At 71.8% G+C, this 17943-nt stretch carries 14 protein-coding genes; 11 read left to right on the forward strand and 3 right to left on the reverse strand.

Annotated elements, in window-relative coordinates; all coding sequences use genetic code 11:
- The first annotated feature begins 98 nt into the window (after nt 1-98).
- From SLUN_RS26305 to nudC, 6 genes are all read left to right on the forward strand, one after another.
- Nucleotides 99-458 carry an MGMT family protein gene (locus tag SLUN_RS26305; protein WP_302851536.1) on the forward strand — a complete coding sequence of 120 codons (360 nt, stop codon included), beginning with the start codon at nt 99-101 and terminating at the stop codon, nt 456-458.
- Between the two features lie 161 nt (nt 459-619).
- Complete coding sequence (locus tag SLUN_RS26310; protein ID WP_108152310.1) at nt 620-4081, forward strand: ATP-dependent helicase; 3462 nt, start codon at nt 620-622, stop codon at nt 4079-4081.
- Between the two features lie 65 nt (nt 4082-4146).
- A complete protein-coding gene (locus SLUN_RS26315; RefSeq protein ID WP_108154947.1) occupies nt 4147-4971 on the forward strand; it encodes a LolA-like protein in 825 nt (274 codons plus the stop codon).
- Between the two features lie 77 nt (nt 4972-5048).
- Nucleotides 5049-8582 (forward strand): UvrD-helicase domain-containing protein, encoded by a 3534-nt coding sequence (locus SLUN_RS26320; RefSeq protein ID WP_170146609.1) that lies wholly within the window; start codon nt 5049-5051, stop codon nt 8580-8582.
- Nucleotides 8583-8592: 10 nt separating this feature from the next.
- The gene (locus SLUN_RS26325; protein WP_108152314.1) at nt 8593-9999 is read left to right on the forward strand and encodes a dipeptidase; all 1407 of its coding nucleotides are present in this window, start codon (nt 8593-8595) and stop codon (nt 9997-9999) included.
- Between the two features lie 48 nt (nt 10000-10047).
- A complete protein-coding gene (gene nudC, locus SLUN_RS26330; protein ID WP_170146610.1) occupies nt 10048-10995 on the forward strand; it encodes an NAD(+) diphosphatase in 948 nt (315 codons plus the stop codon).
- 37 nt (nt 10996-11032) lie between these two features.
- On the opposite strand, the gene SLUN_RS26335 is transcribed toward nudC, so the two are convergent.
- Nucleotides 11033-11275, reverse strand: coding sequence for a mycoredoxin (locus SLUN_RS26335; RefSeq protein WP_108152316.1), 243 nt, complete (start codon nt 11273-11275; stop codon nt 11033-11035).
- A 160-nt stretch (nt 11276-11435) separates the two neighbouring features.
- Between SLUN_RS26335 and SLUN_RS26340 the strand changes: the two genes are divergently transcribed.
- The 5 genes from SLUN_RS26340 to SLUN_RS26360 all read left to right on the forward strand — a co-directional run bounded on the left by SLUN_RS26340 (nt 11436) and on the right by SLUN_RS26360 (nt 15291).
- Entirely contained in the window at nt 11436-13610 is a 2175-nt protein-coding gene (locus SLUN_RS26340; RefSeq protein WP_175313476.1) for an ATP-dependent DNA helicase UvrD2, read from the forward strand.
- A 165-nt stretch (nt 13611-13775) separates the two neighbouring features.
- Nucleotides 13776-14102, forward strand: a complete 327-nt coding sequence (locus SLUN_RS26345; protein ID WP_108152321.1) for a hypothetical protein — start codon at nt 13776-13778, stop codon at nt 14100-14102.
- Between the two features lie 174 nt (nt 14103-14276).
- A complete protein-coding gene (locus SLUN_RS26350; protein WP_108152323.1) occupies nt 14277-14645 on the forward strand; it encodes a WhiB family transcriptional regulator in 369 nt (122 codons plus the stop codon).
- On the forward strand, nt 14642-14965 hold the full coding sequence (locus SLUN_RS26355) for a putative WhiB-interacting protein (RefSeq protein WP_108152325.1): 324 nt from the start codon (nt 14642-14644) through the stop codon (nt 14963-14965). Before SLUN_RS26350 ends, SLUN_RS26355 begins: the two co-directional genes overlap by 4 nt.
- 125 nt (nt 14966-15090) lie before the next feature.
- Complete coding sequence (locus SLUN_RS26360; RefSeq protein ID WP_108152327.1) at nt 15091-15291, forward strand: hypothetical protein; 201 nt, start codon at nt 15091-15093, stop codon at nt 15289-15291.
- Nucleotides 15292-15322: 31 nt separating this feature from the next.
- Here SLUN_RS26360 and SLUN_RS26365 read toward each other — a convergent pair whose 3' ends face one another.
- Nucleotides 15323-16690: an ABC1 kinase family protein gene (locus tag SLUN_RS26365; protein WP_108152329.1), complete on the reverse strand. Its 1368-nt coding sequence runs from the start codon at nt 16688-16690 to the stop codon at nt 15323-15325.
- 65 nt (nt 16691-16755) lie between these two features.
- The gene (locus tag SLUN_RS26370; RefSeq protein WP_108152332.1) at nt 16756-17901 is read right to left on the reverse strand and encodes a ThiF family adenylyltransferase; all 1146 of its coding nucleotides are present in this window, start codon (nt 17899-17901) and stop codon (nt 16756-16758) included.
- Between the last annotated feature and the right edge of the window lie 42 nt (nt 17902-17943).

A 17943-nucleotide genomic window follows, 5' to 3' on the forward strand; every position in this document is an offset into this window, starting at 1 on the left:
AGGTGGCCACGATGCGCCCCTTCGCCTCTCCGATCCCATACTGCCCACTGTGCCTGGTCCGCTCGCCGTCCGCGGCGTTGTCGGTGGCGTGCGGCAGGATGGGTCGGATGGATGAGCTGCCGGAGTACGCGGAGCGGGTGCTCGAGGTCGCCGAGCTGATCCCGCCCGGCCGCGTGATGACGTACGGGGATGTCGCGGAGTGGCTCGCCGAGGGCGGGCCGCGCCAGGTCGGCCGCGTGATGGCGCTGTACGGCGGCGCGGTGCCCTGGTGGCGTGTGGTGCGCTCGGACGGCACACTGCTGCCCGGCCATGAGCTGAGGGCCCTGGCTCACTACCGCACGGAGGGCACGCCCCTGCGCCGGGCGGCCCGCAGCGCCGAGGGCCATGTGCCGCGGCTCGACATGAAGCGCGCGCGGTGGGACGGCGAGGGTGGTGCGCGCGACAGCGCACACATATGACAGCCTCCGCCCATCGGCGCGGGCGCTGCGAGGACCGCACGGACTACACCCGCCGAGCCACTGATCCGCTGCGTCCCAGCCCCGCACCGGCGTAGCGTCGTCGGCGCGCGGCAGGCAGCACTCCATCACCACCAGCACACCCACCAGGACCGGCGAACCACGTGAGCTCCTCCTCCACCACCGGGCGTACGCCGTACCAGCAACAGGTACGGCAGGGGGTCCCCCCGCGCCCGCAAGGGCGCAGGGGGAGGACCCCGGGCGCGTACCGACTCGTGCGTACTCCGCCGGGCCACGTGGATCCCCCTCTCCTGGACGCAACTCAGCGCGCTGTGGTTGACCACGGTCACGGCCCATTGCTCGTGCTCGCGGGTCCCGGCACCGGAAAGACGACGACGCTGGTGGAGGCGGTCGCCGCGCGGGTGGCCAAGGGCGTGGATCCGGAGCGGATCCTGGTGCTCACCTTCAGCCGCAAGGCGGCGGTGGAGCTGCGCGACCGGATGGCGCGGCGGCTGGGCGGCGGGCAGGCGCCGCAGGCGACGACCTTCCACTCGTTCTGTTACGCCCTGGTCCGGGCGCATCAGGACGCCGATCTGTTCTCGGAACCGCTGCGGCTGCTGTCCGGTCCCGAGCAGGACGTCGCCGTACGGGAGCTGCTGGCGGGCCAGCTCGACCTGGAGAGCGAGGGGGCGGCACGCCATCAGTGGCCGGACGAGCTGCGGGCGTGCCTGACCACGCGGGGTTTCGCCGACGAGGTTCGGGCGGTGCTGGCGCGGAGCCGGGAGCTGGGCCTCGCCCCGGACTCCCTTGCCCGCTTCGCGGCGCGCACGGGCCGGCCCGACTGGGGGGCGGCCGCGTCCTTCCTCGCGGAGTACCTGGACGTTCTGGACATGCAGGGGGTCCTGGACTACGCGGAGCTGGTGCACCGCGCGGTCCTGCTGGCCGAACGGTTGGCGTCCCCGTACGACGCGGTGTTCGTGGACGAGTACCAGGACACGGACCCGGCGCAGGTACGACTGCTCCAAGGGCTGGCCGGCCAGGGCCGGACGCTGGTCGCCTTCGGCGACCCGGACCAGTCGATCTACACCTTCCGCGGCGCGGACGTGAACGGCATCCTCGACTTCCCGGACACCTTCTGCCACGCGGACGGCAGGCCCTCGCCGGTGGCGGTCCTGACGACGTCCCGCCGCAGCGGCGCCGCCCTGCTGGAGGCAACCCGGCTGCTGACCCTCCGGATGCCGCTGCCCCGCCTTCCCTCCGAGAAGGTCCGCGCGCACCGCGACCTGGCGGCCGTCCGCGAGGGCGGCAGGGTCGAGACGTACACCTTCCCGACGGCTTCCACGGAACTCGACAACATCGCGGACATCCTGCGCCGGGCCCACCTGGAGGACGGCGTCCCCTGGCACGAGATGGCGATCCTGGTCCGTGCGGGTGCCCGCACGATCCCCTCGCTCCGCCGCGCGCTCACATCGGCGGGCGTCCCCCTGGAAATCGACGGCGACGATGTGGCCCTGCGCCACGAACCGGCGGTCTCCCCCCTGCTCGCGGCCCTGCGCGCGGTGGCAACGGCGGCGACCCGGCCGGTGCGCGAGGGAGGCGAGTCCGCCCCGGAGCCGAGTGCGCCGACGACCCCGGAGGCCGCCCCGGAGCCGAGTGCGCCGACGACCCCGGAGGCCGGGCACCAGGCGGGCGCGGGGTCGGCGGAGGCGTCACCCGGCGCCGCCGACGACGACGGTTCCGTAACCCCCGCCCCCTGGCTCGGCACCGAAACCGCCCTCACCCTCCTCACCTCCCCCCTCGGCGGCATGGACACCGCCGACCTCCGCCGCCTCGCCCGCGCCCTCCGCGACGAAGAGCGCGCAGGCGGCAACCGCCTGCCCCCGCCCTCCGACCAGCTCATCGCCCGCGCCCTCGCCGAGCCCGAGCGCCTCGTCGCGCACGACCCCGCGTACGCCCGCGGCGCCCAGCGGCTCGGCGCGCTCCTGCGCAAGGCGCGCGAGCTCCTCGAAGGCGGCGGCACCGCCGAAGAGGCGCTGTGGGAGCTGTGGGACAGCACCCCCTGGCCCCAGCGCCTCGAGCGCGCCGCCCTCCGCGGCGGCGCGGCCGGCCGTAACGCCGACCGCGACCTCGACGCCGTCTGCGCCCTCTTCGAGACCGCCGCCCGCGCCGAAGAACGCACCGGCGGCCGCGGCACCCTCAACTTCCTCGAAGAGCTCGACGCCCAGGACATCGCCGCCGACACCCTCTCCAAGAGGAGCGTCCGCCCCGACGCCGTACGCCTGATGACCGCCCATCGCTCCAAGGGCCTCGAATGGAGCCTCGTCGTCGTCGCGGGCGTACAGGAAGGCCTCTGGCCCGATCTGCGACGGCGCGGCTCGCTCCTGGAGGCGGACAGGATCGGCCGCGACGGCCTCGCCGAGCCCCTGACCCCCGGCGCCCTCCTCGCCGAGGAGCGGCGGCTCTTCTACGTCGCCGCCACCCGCGCCCGCGACCGCCTCGTCGTCACCGCAGTCAAGGCCCCCGCCGACGACGGCGACCAGCCCTCCCGCTTCCTCACCGAACTCGGCGCGGAACCGAAGGACATCACCGGCCGCCCCCGTCGCCCTCTCGCCGTCGCCGCACTCGTCGCCGAACTGCGCGCCACCACTGTCGACCCGCAGGCGACCGGCGCGCTGCGCGACGCCGCCGCCCACCGTCTCGCCCGCCTCGCCGCGCTCACCGACGACGAGGGCCAGCCGCTCGTCCCCGCCGCGCACCCCTACCGCTGGTGGGGCCTGTACGAGCCGACGCAGAGCCGGCTTCCCCTGCGGGACCGGGACCAGCCCGTCACCCTCTCCGGCAGCGCCCTGGACCAGCTCGCCAACACCTGCGCGCTCCAGTGGTTCCTGGGGCGCGAGGTGAAGGCCGACGTCCCCGCCACCGCCGCCCAGGGCTTCGGCAATGTCGTCCACGTACTCGCGGACGAGGTCGCGTCCGGACGGACCCCCGCCGACCTCGCCGTCCTCATGGAGCGCCTCGACTCCGTCTGGAACGCGCTCGTCTTCGACGCACCCTGGAAATCGCAGCAGGAGAAGGAGCACGCGCGCGTGGCGCTCGAACGCTTCCTGCGCTGGCACGTCATGGACCGCGGCGGCCGCACCCCCGCCGCCACCGAGCACGACTTCGACGTGACGCTCGAAGCGGGGGAGTACGAGGTACGCATCCGGGGCTCCATGGACCGCGTCGAGCAGGACGAGCACGGCCGCGCCTACGTCGTGGACTTCAAGACCGGCAAGCAAGCGCCCACCAGGGACGAGGTCGCCCGCCACCCCCAGCTCGCCGTCTACCAGCTCGCGGTGCGCGAGGGCGCGCTCGACGAGGCCTTCGACGGACACCGCCCCGAGCCCGGCGGCGCCGAACTCGTACAGCTGCGCCAGCCCGCCCCCAAGAAGGAGGGCGGTGACGACTTCCCCAAGATCCAGGCCCAGGAACCGCTCAGCGGGGAGTGGGTCGGTGATCTGCTCGCCACCGCCGCCGGACGCGTACTCGACGAACGCTTCACGCCCACCACCGGGCAGCACTGCACCCACTGCACCTTCCGGGCGTCGTGCAGCGCGCAGCCGGAAGGCCGCCAGATAGTGGAGTGAGCGGCGCTGTGGCACAGGTCAGGAAGGGCCGTGCGTCGAACCACGTGATGTACGAGGAGACAGACATGGCGGCCCAACGGAAGTCCCTGGTCACGGCGGTGGTCTGGGCGACCGCGATCGCCGGTCCTGCGGGCTGCGCCGCGGGCGGCGAGGTCAAGGCCAAGGGCAGTTCCGAGAAGAAGCAGGCGGTGGCCGCCCCGGCCACGAAGGCGCCGGGTGACCCGTTCGGCGGCCTCACCGCGGACCAGATCGCCGACAAGGCGGTCGCCTCAACGAAAGCCGCCCGGTCGGTCCGGATGGCGGGCCGGGTCGACAGCGACGGTGAACAGCTGACCGTCGACCTCGCCGTGGACGCCAAGGGCTCCTGCACCGGCAGGCTCGGTATGCAGGGCGGCAGCGCCGAGCTCCGCCAGGTCGGCAAGGTCATGTATTTGAAGGGCGACGACAAGTTCTGGGAGGCCTCGCTCGGCGCGGGGTCCGACAGCGTCACCGACCTGCTGAAGGGCCGCTGGATCAAGGTCCCGCCGGGCAGTTCCGACGACATGGACGACCTCTGCGACCTCAGGGCCATGATCGCCGAGATGGACAAGAACAAGGCCGAGCGCCAGGGCATGACCAAGGGCCCTGACGCCGAGGTCGGCGGCAAGCCCGCGGCGACGCTGGTGAAGAAGCAGCCGGGCGGCGCGACGATCACCATGTACGTGGCCGAGGAGGGCCCGCCCTACCTCCTCAAGGTCGTGAAGGCCGGTGGCGACAGCCCCGGCACGATGGTCTTCACCGAACACAACAGGCCGGTGAAGGCCGTGGCCCCGCCGGCCGACGAGGTCGTCGACCTGGGCAACGTCGGCCTCGAATCCGCCGCCGCGGCCGGGGCGGGTGCCGGCGGCTGACGTGCTCCGGCCGAAGCCGACGCCGTTGCGGCCGACGAGGAACATCGCTGTCAGTGGTCCCCGTTAGCCTCTCTGAGGTGACCGCACGCATCACCGACCCCGAGCAGCTCAACGAGCTCCTCGGCATCCCCTTCACCCCGGAGCAGACGGCCTGCATCACCGCGCCGCCCGCCCCGCAGGTCATCGTGGCCGGAGCAGGGTCGGGGAAGACGACGGTCATGGCCGCGCGCGTGGTGTGGCTCGTGGGCACCGGCCAGGTCGCCCCCGAGCAGGTACTCGGCCTCACCTTCACCAACAAGGCGGCGGGCGAGCTCGCCGAGCGGGTCCGTAAAGCTCTCGTACGGGCGGGGGTGACGGACCCCGACGCCATCGACCCGGACAACCCGCCCGGCGAGCCCCGTATCTCCACGTACCACGCCTTCGCCGGGCAGCTCCTGACCGACCACGGACTGCGCATAGGCCTGGAGCCGACCGCGCGTCTGCTCGCCGACGCCACCCGCTATCAGCTCGCCGCACGCGTGCTGCGCGAGGCGCCGGGGCCGTATCCCTCGCTGACCCGATCCTTCCCGTCCCTGGTCAGCGACCTGCTCGCGCTCGACGCGGAGCTCGCGGAACATCTCGTACGTCCCGAGCAGCTCGCCGCGTACGACGCCGAACTGCTGCGCACCCTTCAGAGCGCCCGGCTCAGCAACGCCGAGCTGCGCAAGGTCCCCGAGGCGGCCGCCGCGCGCCGTGAACTGCTGGAGCTGACCGTCCGCTACCGCGAGGCCAAACGAGCCCGCGACCTCCTCGATTTCGGCGACCAGATCGCACTCTCCGCCGAGCTCGCGCTCACCCGCCCCGAGGTCGGCACGATCCTGCGGGACGAATTCCGGGTCGTCCTGCTCGACGAGTACCAGGACACGTCCGTGGCCCAACGACTGCTGCTGTCCGGCCTGTTCGGCCAAGGCACCGGCCATCCGGTGACCGCGGTCGGCGACCCCTGCCAGGCGATCTACGGCTGGCGCGGCGCTTCTGTCGCCAACCTGGACGACTTCCCCACCCACTTCGCGTACCCCGACGACCGCCTCGCGACCCGCTTCTCGCTGAGCGAGAACCGTCGCAGCGGCGGCCGGTTGCTGCACCTCGCCAACGGCCTGGCTGCCCCGCTGCGCGCGATGCACCAGGGCGTCGAGGCGCTGCGCCCCGCCCCCGGCGCCGAGCGCGACGGCATGGTCCGCTGCGCCCTCCTGCCCACCCACGCCGAGGAGATCGAGTGGCTCGCCGACTCGATCGCCCATCTGGTGCGTACGGGCAAGGAGCCCGGCGAGATCGCGGTCCTGTGTCGTACGGCGGGCGACTTCCCCGAGATCCAGGGCGCGCTGGTCGCCCGGGACGTCCCGGTCGAGGTCGTCGGCCTCTCCGGGCTGCTCCACCTGCCCGAGATCGCCGATCTGGTCGCGGTGTGCGAGGTCCTGCAGGATCCCGGCGCCAACGCCTCTCTCGTACGGCTGCTGACCGGACCGCGCTGGCGGATCGGCCCGCGCGACCTGGCGCTGCTCGGCCGCCGGGCCCGCCTCCTGGTCCACCGCACCCCGGCCGACGGGAAGGATCCGGACGAGCGGCTGGCTGCTGCGGTCGAGGGCACCGACCCGGCCGAGGTCATCTCGCTCGCCGACGCGCTCGACACCTTCCTGGAGTCCGCCGGTGGGGAGGACGACGGCCTGCCGTTCTCCGCGGAGGCCCGGATCCGCTTCGCCCGCCTCGCCGCGGAACTGCGCGATCTGCGCCGCTCACTGGCCGACCCCTTGATGGACGTCCTGCACCGCGTCCTGGCCACCACCGGCCTGGAGGTCGAACTCTCGGCGTCCCCGCACGCCCTGGCAGCCCGCCGCCGCGAGACCCTCGCCAACTTCCTCGACACGGCGGCCGGTTTCGCGGCGCTGGACGGGGAGGCCTCGCTGCTCGCCTTCCTCGCCTTCCTGCGTACCGCCGCGCAGTACGAGAAGGGCCTGGACAACGCCCTGCCGGGCGGCGAGAACACGGTAAAGGTCCTGACGGCGCACAAGTCCAAGGGCCTGGAGTGGGACGTCGTGGCCGTCCCCGGCCTGGTCACCAAACACTTCCCGAACGATCAGGCACGCGAGGCATGGACCTCCCAGTCCAAGGTCCTGCCGCACGCGCTGCGCGGCGACGCGGCGACCCTTCCGGACGTTCCGTCCTGGGACGCGAAGGGGCTCAAGGCCTTCAAGGACTCGATGAAGGACCACCAGCACACGGAGGAACTGCGCCTGGGATACGTCACGTTCACCCGCCCCCGCTCGCTGCTCCTGGGCTCGGGCCACTGGTGGGGCCCGACGCAGAAGCGCCGACGTGGCCCGTCGGCGTTCCTCCGGGCGCTGTACGACCACTGCGCGGAGGGCTTCGGCGAGATCGAGGTCTGGGCGGACGAACCGGAGGAGGACGCGGAGAACCCGTCGCTGCGGGAGACGGCGGGGGACCAGGCCTGGCCGCTTCCGCTGGACGCGACCTCGCTGTCCCGCCGCCGCGAGGCGGCGGACAAGGTGCTGAGGCACCTGGACGCGCTGACGCTGCTCCCGGCCGGCCTGGAGGACCAGGACCCGGGTGGGCCGGAGGACCTGGACCCGGGTGAGCCGGAGGACCTGGACGGGGAGCCCTGGGACGACGAGCCGCCATGGGACCCGGACGCCCCGGAGCCGGAGTGGGAAGAGGACGCCCCGCCGGCGGACCTGCCGCACCAGCGCCGCGAAGCCGGCGCTGCCGGGGGTGCGGGGCCGTCCGCCCCTGTGCCCACTTCTCCCGGGGGCCGGGGCGGAGCCCCGGTTGAGGGAAGCGGAGCCCCGGTTGAGGGAAGCGGAGCCCCGGTTGAGGGACGGGGCGGGCCGGGGGAAGCAACCGCCCCCGAGGACACCCGCACCATCGCCTCCTGGGACCGTGACCTCGACACCCTCGCCGGGGAGCTCCGCCGTACCCGCGCCACCGTCCGCGACGTAGCCGTGCCGCCCTCCCTCACCGCCTCCCAGCTGCTCCGTCTCGCCGCCGACCCCGACGGCTTCGCCCAGGAGCTCGCCCGCCCCATGCCCGCCCCACAGCCCGCCGCCCGCCGCGGCACCAGGTTTCACGCCTGGGTGGAGTCCCGGTTCGAGGAGCTCCCGCTCCCGATGCTCGGCCCCGACGAGCTTCCCGGCGGCGACGCGGACGACCCCGAGATCGCGGACGAGCGCGATCTGGCCGCGCTCAAAGAGGCCTTCGAGCGCACCCCGTACGCCCGCCGCACCCCCTACCGCGTGGAAACCCTCTTCCAGCTCACCCTCGCGGGCCGGGTGATCCGCGGCCGCATCGACGCCGTCTACCGCGACGACGCGACAGGGGCGTACGAGATCGTCGACTGGAAGACCAGCCGTACGCGCACCGCAGACCCCCTCCAGCTCGCCGTCTACCGCCTCGCCTGGGCCGAACAGCACGACCTCCCCCTCGAAGCCGTCAACGCCGCGTTCGTCTACATTCGCAGCGGCGAAATCGTCCGCCCCGACCCCCTGCCCGGCCGCGCCGAGCTGGAGCGCATCCTGCTGGGCGAGACGGCCGACGAGGCAGCAACCCGGGCCCGTTAGGCTCAAGTGCATGAGCGACACCCCGGACAGCGCCGTCCGTACGTACATCCAGCAGCACCGCGCCGCCTTCCTCGACGACCTCGCCGACTGGCTGCGCATCCCGTCCGTGTCGGCCCAGCCCGACCACGCGGCGGACGTACGGCGCAGCGCCGACTGGCTCGCGGCCAAGCTCAAGGAGACCGGCTTCCCGGTCACCGAGGTCTGGCCCACGCCCGGCGCCCCCGCGGTCTTCGCCGAGTGGCCGTCCGGCGACCCGGACGCGCCCACCGTCCTGGTCTACGGCCACCACGACGTCCAGCCCGCCGCCCGCGAGGACGGCTGGCACACCGACCCCTTCGAGCCCCAGATCATCGACGGCCGGATGTACGGCCGCGGCGCTGCGGACGACAAGGGTCAGGTCTTCTTCCACACCCTGGGCGTACGGGCGCACCTCGCCGTCACCGGCCGCACCGCCCCCGCCGTCAACCTCAAGCTGCTGATCGAGGGCGAGGAGGAGTCCGGATCCCCGAACTTCCGCGCCCTGGTCGAGGCCAACGCCGCCCGCCTCGCCGCGCACACCGTGATCGTCTCGGACACCGGCATGTGGTCCGAGACGACCCCCACCGTCTGCACCGGCATGCGCGGCCTCGCGGACTGCGAGATCGAGCTGTACGGCCCCGACCAGGACATCCACTCCGGTTCGTTCGGCGGCGCGGTGCCCAACCCGGCCACCGTCGCCGCCCGCCTCGTCGCCGCGCTGCACGACGCGGACGAACAGGTCACGATCCCCGGTTTCTACGACGGCATCGCGCCGCTCACCGACGCCGAGCGCGAGCTCTTCGCCGAGCTGCCCTTCGACGAGGGCTCCTGGCTGAACACCGCCAAGTCGCACGGCACACTCGGCGAGGCCGGCTACTCCACGCTGGAGCGCGTCTGGGCCCGCCCGACCGCCGAACTCAACGGCATCGGCGGCGGCTACCAGGGCCCCGGCGGCAAGACGATCATCCCTTCGTCCGCCCAGCTGAAGCTCACGTTCCGCCTTGTCGCGGGCCAGGACCCGGACAAGGTCGAGCGCGCCATCACCGACTGGGTCGCGGCCCGTGTCCCCGCCGGCATCCGCCACGAGCTCAGCTTCGGCGCATCGACCCGCCCCTGTCTGACCCCGCTGGACCACCCCGCGCTGCAGTCGGTCGTACGGGCCATGGGCCGCGCCTTCGACGGCCAGAAGATCCGCTTCACCCGCGAGGGCGGCTCGGGACCGGCCGCCGACCTCCAGGACGTGCTGGACGCCCCCGTGCTCTTCCTTGGCATCTCCGTACCGTCCGACGGCTGGCACGGACCCAACGAGAAGGTCGAACTGGACCTGCTCCTCAAGGGCGTGGAGACGACTGCCCACCTGTGGGGCGACCTCGCCGCCGCCCTCCGCTGGAAACGCTGAACTCCGCTGACCTGAAAACCAATCCATCCGGGGGAGTTGGAAGTACCTGTGAGCACCATCGGCAACGGCACCACGCACCGCCCGATCGGTCTGACCGCGCATAGCGGAATCGACCGTGAGGCCCACCACCGCCTCGACGAGGCCTGGCTGGCGGCGGCATGGAGCCACCCGTCGACCCGGGTCTTCGTGGTCTCCGGCGGCCAGGCGCTGATCGACGACACCCCCGACGGCCGCACCGAACTGGTCATGACCCCCGCCTTCGAGGCCCCCGTCACCGAGACCCACCGCTACTTCCTGGGCACGGACGAGGACGGAGTGCGCTACTTCGCGCTCCAGAAGGACGCCCTCCCCGGACGTATCGACCAGTCGGCCCGCCCGGCCGGTCTGCGCGAGGCCGGACTGCTGCTTTCCCCGCGCGACGCGGGGCTGCTGGCGCATGCCGTGGCGCTGGAGAACTGGCAGCGACTGCACCGTTTCTGCTCACGCTGCGGCGAGCGCACTGTCATCGCGGCCGCGGGCCACATCCGCCGCTGCCAGGCCTGTGGCGCCGAGCACTACCCCCGTACCGACCCTGCCGTGATCATGCTCGTCACCGACGAGGAGGACCGCGCGCTGCTGGGCCGCCAGGTGCACTGGCCCGAGGGCCGCTTCTCGACGCTCGCGGGCTTTGTGGAGCCGGGCGAGTCGATCGAGCAGTCGGTGCGCCGCGAGGTCTGGGAGGAGGCGGGCGTCACGACCGGCGAGGTCGAGTACATCGCCAGCCAGCCCTGGCCGTTCCCGTCCAGCCTGATGCTGGGCTTCATGGCGCGGGCGACCTCGTCCGAGATCAACGTGGACGGCGAGGAGATCCACGAGGCGCGCTGGTTCTCCCGGGAAGACCTGCGGGCCGCCTTCGAGTCCGGGGAGGTGCTGCCTCCCTATGGGATCTCGATTGCGGCCCGCCTCATCGAGCTCTGGTACGGCAAGCCGCTCCCGAAGCCCGGAGATGTCGCGTAGCAGCCCGGCTGCTCAGTCGCTCGGACGCTGATCTCGCTCAGACGCTGATCTTCTGCTTCACCTGGGCGAGCGAGGGGTTGGTCAGCGTCGAACCGTCCGGGAAGAGCACGGTCGGGACGGTCTGATTGCCCCCATTGGCCTTCTCGACGAAGGCCGCGGAATGCGGGTCCTGCTCGATGTTGATCTCGGTGTACGCGATGCCCTCGCGGTCCATCTGGCCCTTGAGCCGACGGCAGTAGCCGCACCAAGTGGTGCTGTACATCGTCACAGTCCCCTGCATGGTCTCTCGCTCTCCTGTGTGTCGCTTGCGTCGCTGAATCCGTAATGGCACCGCGTAGAACGTACGTGGCCTGGCCACCATTCCCGCATTGGTACGACTGCGCCCCACCCCCTGTGGACAACGGCCGCATCCACCTCGACCGACCTGGCAGCATGGCGGTGTGACAGCAGCAACGCATTCCTCTCTTTTCCCGCAGGTCCCCGAGTCGGCGGACGCGGTGCTCGACGGGCTCGACCCCGAGCAGCGCGCGGTCGCGACGGCCCTGCACGGTCCGGTGTGTGTGCTGGCAGGTGCCGGCACGGGCAAGACGCGCGCCATCACCCACCGCATCGCGTACGGCGTGCGCGCGGGAATACTCCAGCCTGCCAGTGTGCTGGCCGTCACCTTCACCAACCGTGCCGCCGGCGAGATGCGAGGGCGGCTGCGGCAGCTCGGCGCGGGAGGCGTTCAGGCGCGCACGTTCCACTCCGCCGCGCTGCGCCAGCTCCAGTACTTCTGGCCGAAGGCGGTCGGCGGCGAGCTGCCCCGGCTTCTCGAGCGCAAGGTCCAGTTGGTCGCCGAGTCGGCCGCCCGCTGCCGTATCCGGCTCGACCGCAATGAGCTGCGGGATGTCACGAGCGAGATCGAGTGGGCCAAGGTCACCCAGACCGTGCCCGCCGACTACCCGGCAGCGGTCGCCAAGTCGCACCGCGACGCCCCGCGCGACCCGGCCGAGATCAGCCAGGTCTACGGGATGTACGAGCAGCTCAAGCGCGACCGCGCGCTGATCGACTTCGAGGACGTGCTGCTGCTCACGGTCGGCATCCTCCAGGACCGGCACGACATCGCCGACCAGATCCGCAGCCAGTACCAGCACTTCGTGGTCGACGAGTACCAGGACGTCAGTCCGCTCCAGCAGCGGCTGCTCGACTTGTGGATGGGCGACCGGGACAGCCTCTGCGTCGTCGGCGACGCCAGCCAGACGATCTACTCCTTCACCGGCGCCACCCCCGACCACCTGCTGAATTTCCGCACCCGCCACCCCGACGCGACCATGGTCAAACTGGTCCGCGACTACCGCTCCACGCCCCAGGTCGTCCATCTGGCCAACGGCCTGCTCAGCCAGGCCCAGGGCCGCGCCGCCGAGCACCGCCTCGAACTGATCTCGCAGCGCGAGGCCGGCCCCGAGCCCGCCTACACGGAGTACGCGGACGAGCCGGCCGAGGCCGAGGGCACCGCCCGCCGCATCCGTGACCTCATCGCCGCAGGCGTCCCGGCCGGCGAGATCGCCGTGCTCTACCGGATCAACGCCCAGTCGGAGGTCTACGAACAGGCGCTGGCCGACGCCGGTGTCCCGTACCAACTGCGCGGCGCCGAGCGGTTCTTCGACCGTCCCGAGGTACGGGAAGCGGGCGTCGCCCTGCGCGGTGCCGCCCGGGCCGGGGGCAACGATTCCCTGCTCGACGACGCCGATGGCCTTCCCTCCCAGGTCCGCGCGGTGCTCTCGACCAAGGGCTGGACCACCGAGCCCCCCGCCGGTTCGGGAGCGGTGCGTGACCGCTGGGAGTCCCTGGCCGCGTTGGTCGCTCTCGCCGAGGACTACGTACGGGTCAAGCCCGAGGCGAGCCTCTCCGATCTGGTGGCCGAGCTGGACGAACGCGCCGCCGCCCAGCACGCCCCGACCGTCCAGGGCGTCACCCTCGCCTCACTCCACTCGGCGAAGGGCCTGGAGTGGGACGCCGTCTTCCTGGTCGGCCTCACCGAGGGCATGATGCCGATCACCTACGCCAAGACCGATGAGCAGGTCGAGGAGGAGCGCCGGCTGCTCTATGTCGGCGTCACCCGTGCCCGTCTGCATCTCTCCCTCTCCTGGGCGCTCTCCCGCTCGCCCGGCGGCCGCGCCTCCCGCCGGCCCACCCGCTTCCTGAACGGGATGCGCCCCGGCTCGGCGGCCCCCGGCGCCCGCAGCGCCAGCGGTGGCGGCGGCATCGAACGCGGTAGTGGCGGCCGTCGCAAGCGACGCGGCCCGGTGCTGTGCCGCGTCTGCGGCAAGACGCTCACGGACGCCGGCGAGATGAAACTGATGCGCTGCGAGGACTGCCCCTCGGACATGGACGAGGCGCTGTACGAGCGCCTGCGCGAGTGGCGCTCGGAGCAGGCGAAGGAGCTGGGCCAGCCCGCGTACTGCGTGTTCACCGACAAGACACTGACGGCGATCGCCGAGGCCGTGCCGGGCAGCGAGGGCGAGCTGGCTGGTATCTCCGGCGTCGGTGGACGCAAGCTCGAGCGTTTCGGAGCCGATGTCCTGACCATCTGCGCAGGTCAGGACCTTGTGGGAGCCGACGAAGAGGACTGATACAAACTCGTCGAAAAAATAGTTTGCGCCCGCCCCAGCAGGCCCCATAGGTTCTTAACCACGGGAACAGCGACTTCTCTGAAGCCCTGTCCTCGTGCTGTACTTATCCGAATACGCGCGATCGGCCCCGGCCGGTCCTCTAGACGCCGAGAGGAGGCGATTCCAGTGATCAGCATCGAGACCAGCTTCATCAGCACCGCCAAAATGACCGATCGCTCGGTCGTCTCCGCCTGCACGTTCGGCTTCTCCGCGGCGTTCAACGGCACCGGTGTGTCCGGCATCTCCGCCGTGCTTCCGGTCTCCGGCCTGGGCGGTCTCCCCGTCCTGGAGCGCAATGAGCGACCGACCAAGGCACTGGAAGCAGCAGTAGCAGCGGCAAAGGCTCGGGCCTATGCCTTTGCAGCGGCCAGTGCCGGCGCCAAGAAGCAGACGACGCAGCACCACACGATGTGGGCCTTCCGTGGGCTCGAACCCTGGAGTGATCCAGCCTGATCCACCATCAGGCCGGCGCCTTCAGGGCCGCGGAACCCCACCCGGGATCCGCGGCCCTTCTGTTTTCCCCGAAACGGGGACGACGGAGCGAAGGGGCCTCGGGACAAGCGACACCCGGTACCAGCCGCCAACCGGCCAACAGGCCGGAACGACCAGACGAGGAATGACACCACCGTGCAACTCGAAGCGCACGCCCCGTCCGTACCGCCTTCCGAGACGATCGCCCCGCCCGCCCTCACGGAGGACTCCACCTTGACTCCGCTCACTGCGCTCTCCGCGCTCGACGACGCCATCGAGAACCTCGGCGTGCCCGTCCCCTGCCGTTCCTACGACCCTGAGGTCTTCTTCGCCGAGTCGCCGGCCGATGTCGAGTACGCCAAGTCCCTCTGCCGCACCTGCCCGCTGATGGAGGCCTGCCTCGCGGGCGCCAAGGAGCGGCGTGAGCCGTGGGGCGTCTGGGGCGGCGAGCTCTTCGTCCAGGGCGTCGTTGTCGCCCGGAAGCGGCCGCGTGGTCGCCCGCGCAAGAACCCGGTTGCGGCATGAATGCCATCGGAACCATCGACCGACCCGTCACGCACGATCCCCAGAAGCTGGCCCCAATGACCCCTTCCACGAGCGAGCCGTCCGGCTCCGCCACCTCAGCTGTCACCACCATCGGCGCGACCGCCTCGCGTCAGAACAGGACCCGTGAGATGCAACTCATCCCAGAAGCCATGGCGCGTGCGCATATGCACGATCGCCTGCGGGAAGCCGACGCGGAACGCCAGGCCGTGCGCCTGATCGCCGCCCGGCGGATGCAGCGCCGCGCCGAGCGCGTGTCGCTGCGCGCCCGCCGCGCACTGGCCATGGCCGTCATGCACTGACCGCACGTGCACTGACCGCACATGCGCTGGCCGCACATTCCAGCCCGCGGGGGCCGGTCCGAACGGACCGGTCCCCGCGGTGCGTTGTCCCTGCGGCCGGTCCCGTACGGGGATATCGTCACGACGTGGACCAGCACCAGACTCATCACCCTGCACAGCCGGGTGCCGAGAGCATCGTGTGTTCCCGCTGCGGCGCGATCGCCGGAGGGACACCGCCCACCTGGACCTGCTCCGTGGAGAACGGCACCCGCCGCTACTTCTGCGATGACTGCGCACGCACCAACATCAGAGCGATCGAGGGCAGGCTCGACTCGGACTGGTGGTGACGTCGCGGTGTGAGAGCGCGGCGGTCTCCGCTCAGGCCTGAGCCTCCACCGGCGTACCCGCCTCCTCCTCCTGCTCCAGCAGGAATCCGGGCAGCCACGAATCGAGTTCGTCCCGCAGCCGCACCGTCGCGTTCAGCTGGCACAACACCCCGATCGTGCTCAGCGTCACGCGGTGTATCAGCAGATACGAGGGCGGCAGGTTGAGCTGCTTGCCCAGCTGATGTGCGGGGGAGCGGATATCGGCGATCCGGGCCGCCTGGGTACGCATCCAGCCGCGGGAGAAGGTGAACTCCTCCGCCTCCGCGGGCTCGATGATCGGCAGCAGATACTCGAGCACCGCGTCCGGGGCGAGCTTTATCGTCTCCTTGACGAAGCCCTCCTGGCGCAGCAGCTCGTAGACCTCCTCGGCCTCGCCCTCCAGCGTCATCCGCAGACAGTCCCCGATGGTCTGCGGCAGTCCGCCGGGCAGCCGGTCCACGGTGCCGAAGTCCAGCACCCCGAGCCGCCAGCCCTCACCGTCCTCCTCCGGGAGCAGCCGGAAATTCCCCGGGTGCGGATCCGCGTGCAGCAGCCCCGTACGGGCCGGGCCCGAGAAGAGGAAGCGGGCCAGCAACTGCCCCGCCCGGTTCCGCTGCTCGGCCGTGCCGTCGGCGATCACCTCCGCCAGCGGGATCCCGTCGATCCACTCGGTCACCAGCACCTGGTCGCTCTGGTGCACCACATCGGGCACCAGTACATCGGGGTCGGACGCGAACTCCGCCGCATGCTCCCGCTGGGCCTGCGCCTCCAGCTCGTAGTCCAGCTCCTCCGAGACCCGGTCGCGCAACTCGGAGATCAGCGGCTTGATGTCCATCCCCGGAATCAGCGGACCCAGCAGCCGGGCGAACCGGCTGAGCTGCGTCAGATCGGACAGCAGCGCGTCCCCCGCCCCCGGGTACTGCACCTTGACCGCGACCTCGCGCCCGTCGTGCCACACCGCCCGGTGCACCTGGCCGATGGACGCAGCGGCGGAGGGCTTGTCCTCGAAGTTCAGGAACAGCTCACGCCAGTCCTTGCCGAGCCGCTCCTCAAGGACCGCGTGGACCGTGCGTGTCGGCATGGGGGGCGCCGCGTCCTGAAGCTTGGTCAGGGCCGCTCGGTAGGGGCCGGCTACCTCCTCGGGCAGCGCGGACTCGAAGACGGACATCGCCTGCCCGAACTTCATCGCACCGCCTTTGAGCTCGCCGAGCACCTTGAACAGCTGCTCCGCCGTGCGCTGTTGAAGCTCCCGGGCCACGATCTCCGCGGATTTGCCGCCGATCCGCTTACCCAGACCCCACGTGGCACGCCCCGCGAAGCCCAGTGGAAGTGCGGCCAGCTTGGCGGTCCGGGTGACCGCCTTCCGGGGAAGATCAGACATACGCCCCTCCAAATCCCAGACAGCCGTGCCGCGTGTGCCTTACGGCATTACTCCGTTGACGATCGTTACCCGGCCATTGTCTCGTGCGCCGGCCCGATCCCCGCGGTGTGCTCCCTCTCACTCTTCCCAACCGCGCTGCAGACACAGTCGAGGTGTGGCGTGATCCTCTCCGATCGCCAGTCAAGCAGAGGCAGCGACACTTCCCACCGGGCCCCCGTACTTGCCGGCAGTTCCCCGTCGAGAAAGGACAGGGCGTGCGCCGCCGTCACCCCCGCCACTGCCGTGGCGAGGGCGACATCGCAGGTGGGCACCGCGCGTCGGCGGCCCGAGCGCCACTGTGCCAGCAGCCTGGGCCGCCCCGGGTCGCGCCCCGCCCTGCCCAGTTCCAGACAGCCGGCGCAGGCCGTGCCGCCGGGCAGCACCAGCGGCCCCACCACGCCGGTCGCTTCCGCAACTCCCGCATACAGATGAGGTGTCCCCGTGGCGATCCAGTCCTCGGCGGCGGCCGGATCTGGGGCGTAGGCCGCCAGTCCGTCCCGTGGGGCGACGACGACCAGGGACAGAGCGGGCTCGCCTCTGCCCGGGGCCGCCACCGACTCGGCCGCGCGTGGCGGCCGGTCGGGTGCGGACCGCCGCACCAGCTGCCGGGCCGCCGCTTCCCGCCGTTCGCCGACCGCCTCGGCCGGCAGCCCGCCGGGCGCCACGTCCCACGGCTCCGTACACCCGCCGTCCAGCACTTCGACCCGGCCCACCCCGGAGGCCGCCAGCACGGCCGCGACCGTCGCGCCGACCCGGCCCGCGCCCTGTACCTGTACACGCATGGCCCGGCGGGCCGCCAGGCGCCGTATCCCGCCGCCCGGTTCCGGATGGACCACGGAGAGGGAGGACAGATCGGGGCGTAGTCGGTCGAGGGCGCCGGCCCGCTTCCGTAACGCATCGGCCGCGGCTCCACCGGCCGTCGGATCGTCGAGCAGGCCCGCCGCCGTCAACCGCTTCACCAGCGCGTCCACTTGTCCCTCCGGCAGACCCATCGCCCGTGCCTCCTCGCGGAGCAGAGGCATTCCCCGTGTCCCGTCCAGCAGCTCGATCAGGGCACCGGTCGCGGTGTCCACCGGACCGACCATCACCGCATGCGCGGGGGTCACCCCGAATTGCACGGTCTGTCGCTCCCGCCATGCTCGCTTCAAGGCAGGCTTCATCATCGGATGCATATCGATTTCCCCTGTCCACTTCCATCTCTCCTCTGATCTGTT

The organism is Streptomyces lunaelactis (assembly GCF_003054555.1).
Classification (GTDB): domain Bacteria; phylum Actinomycetota; class Actinomycetes; order Streptomycetales; family Streptomycetaceae; genus Streptomyces; species Streptomyces lunaelactis.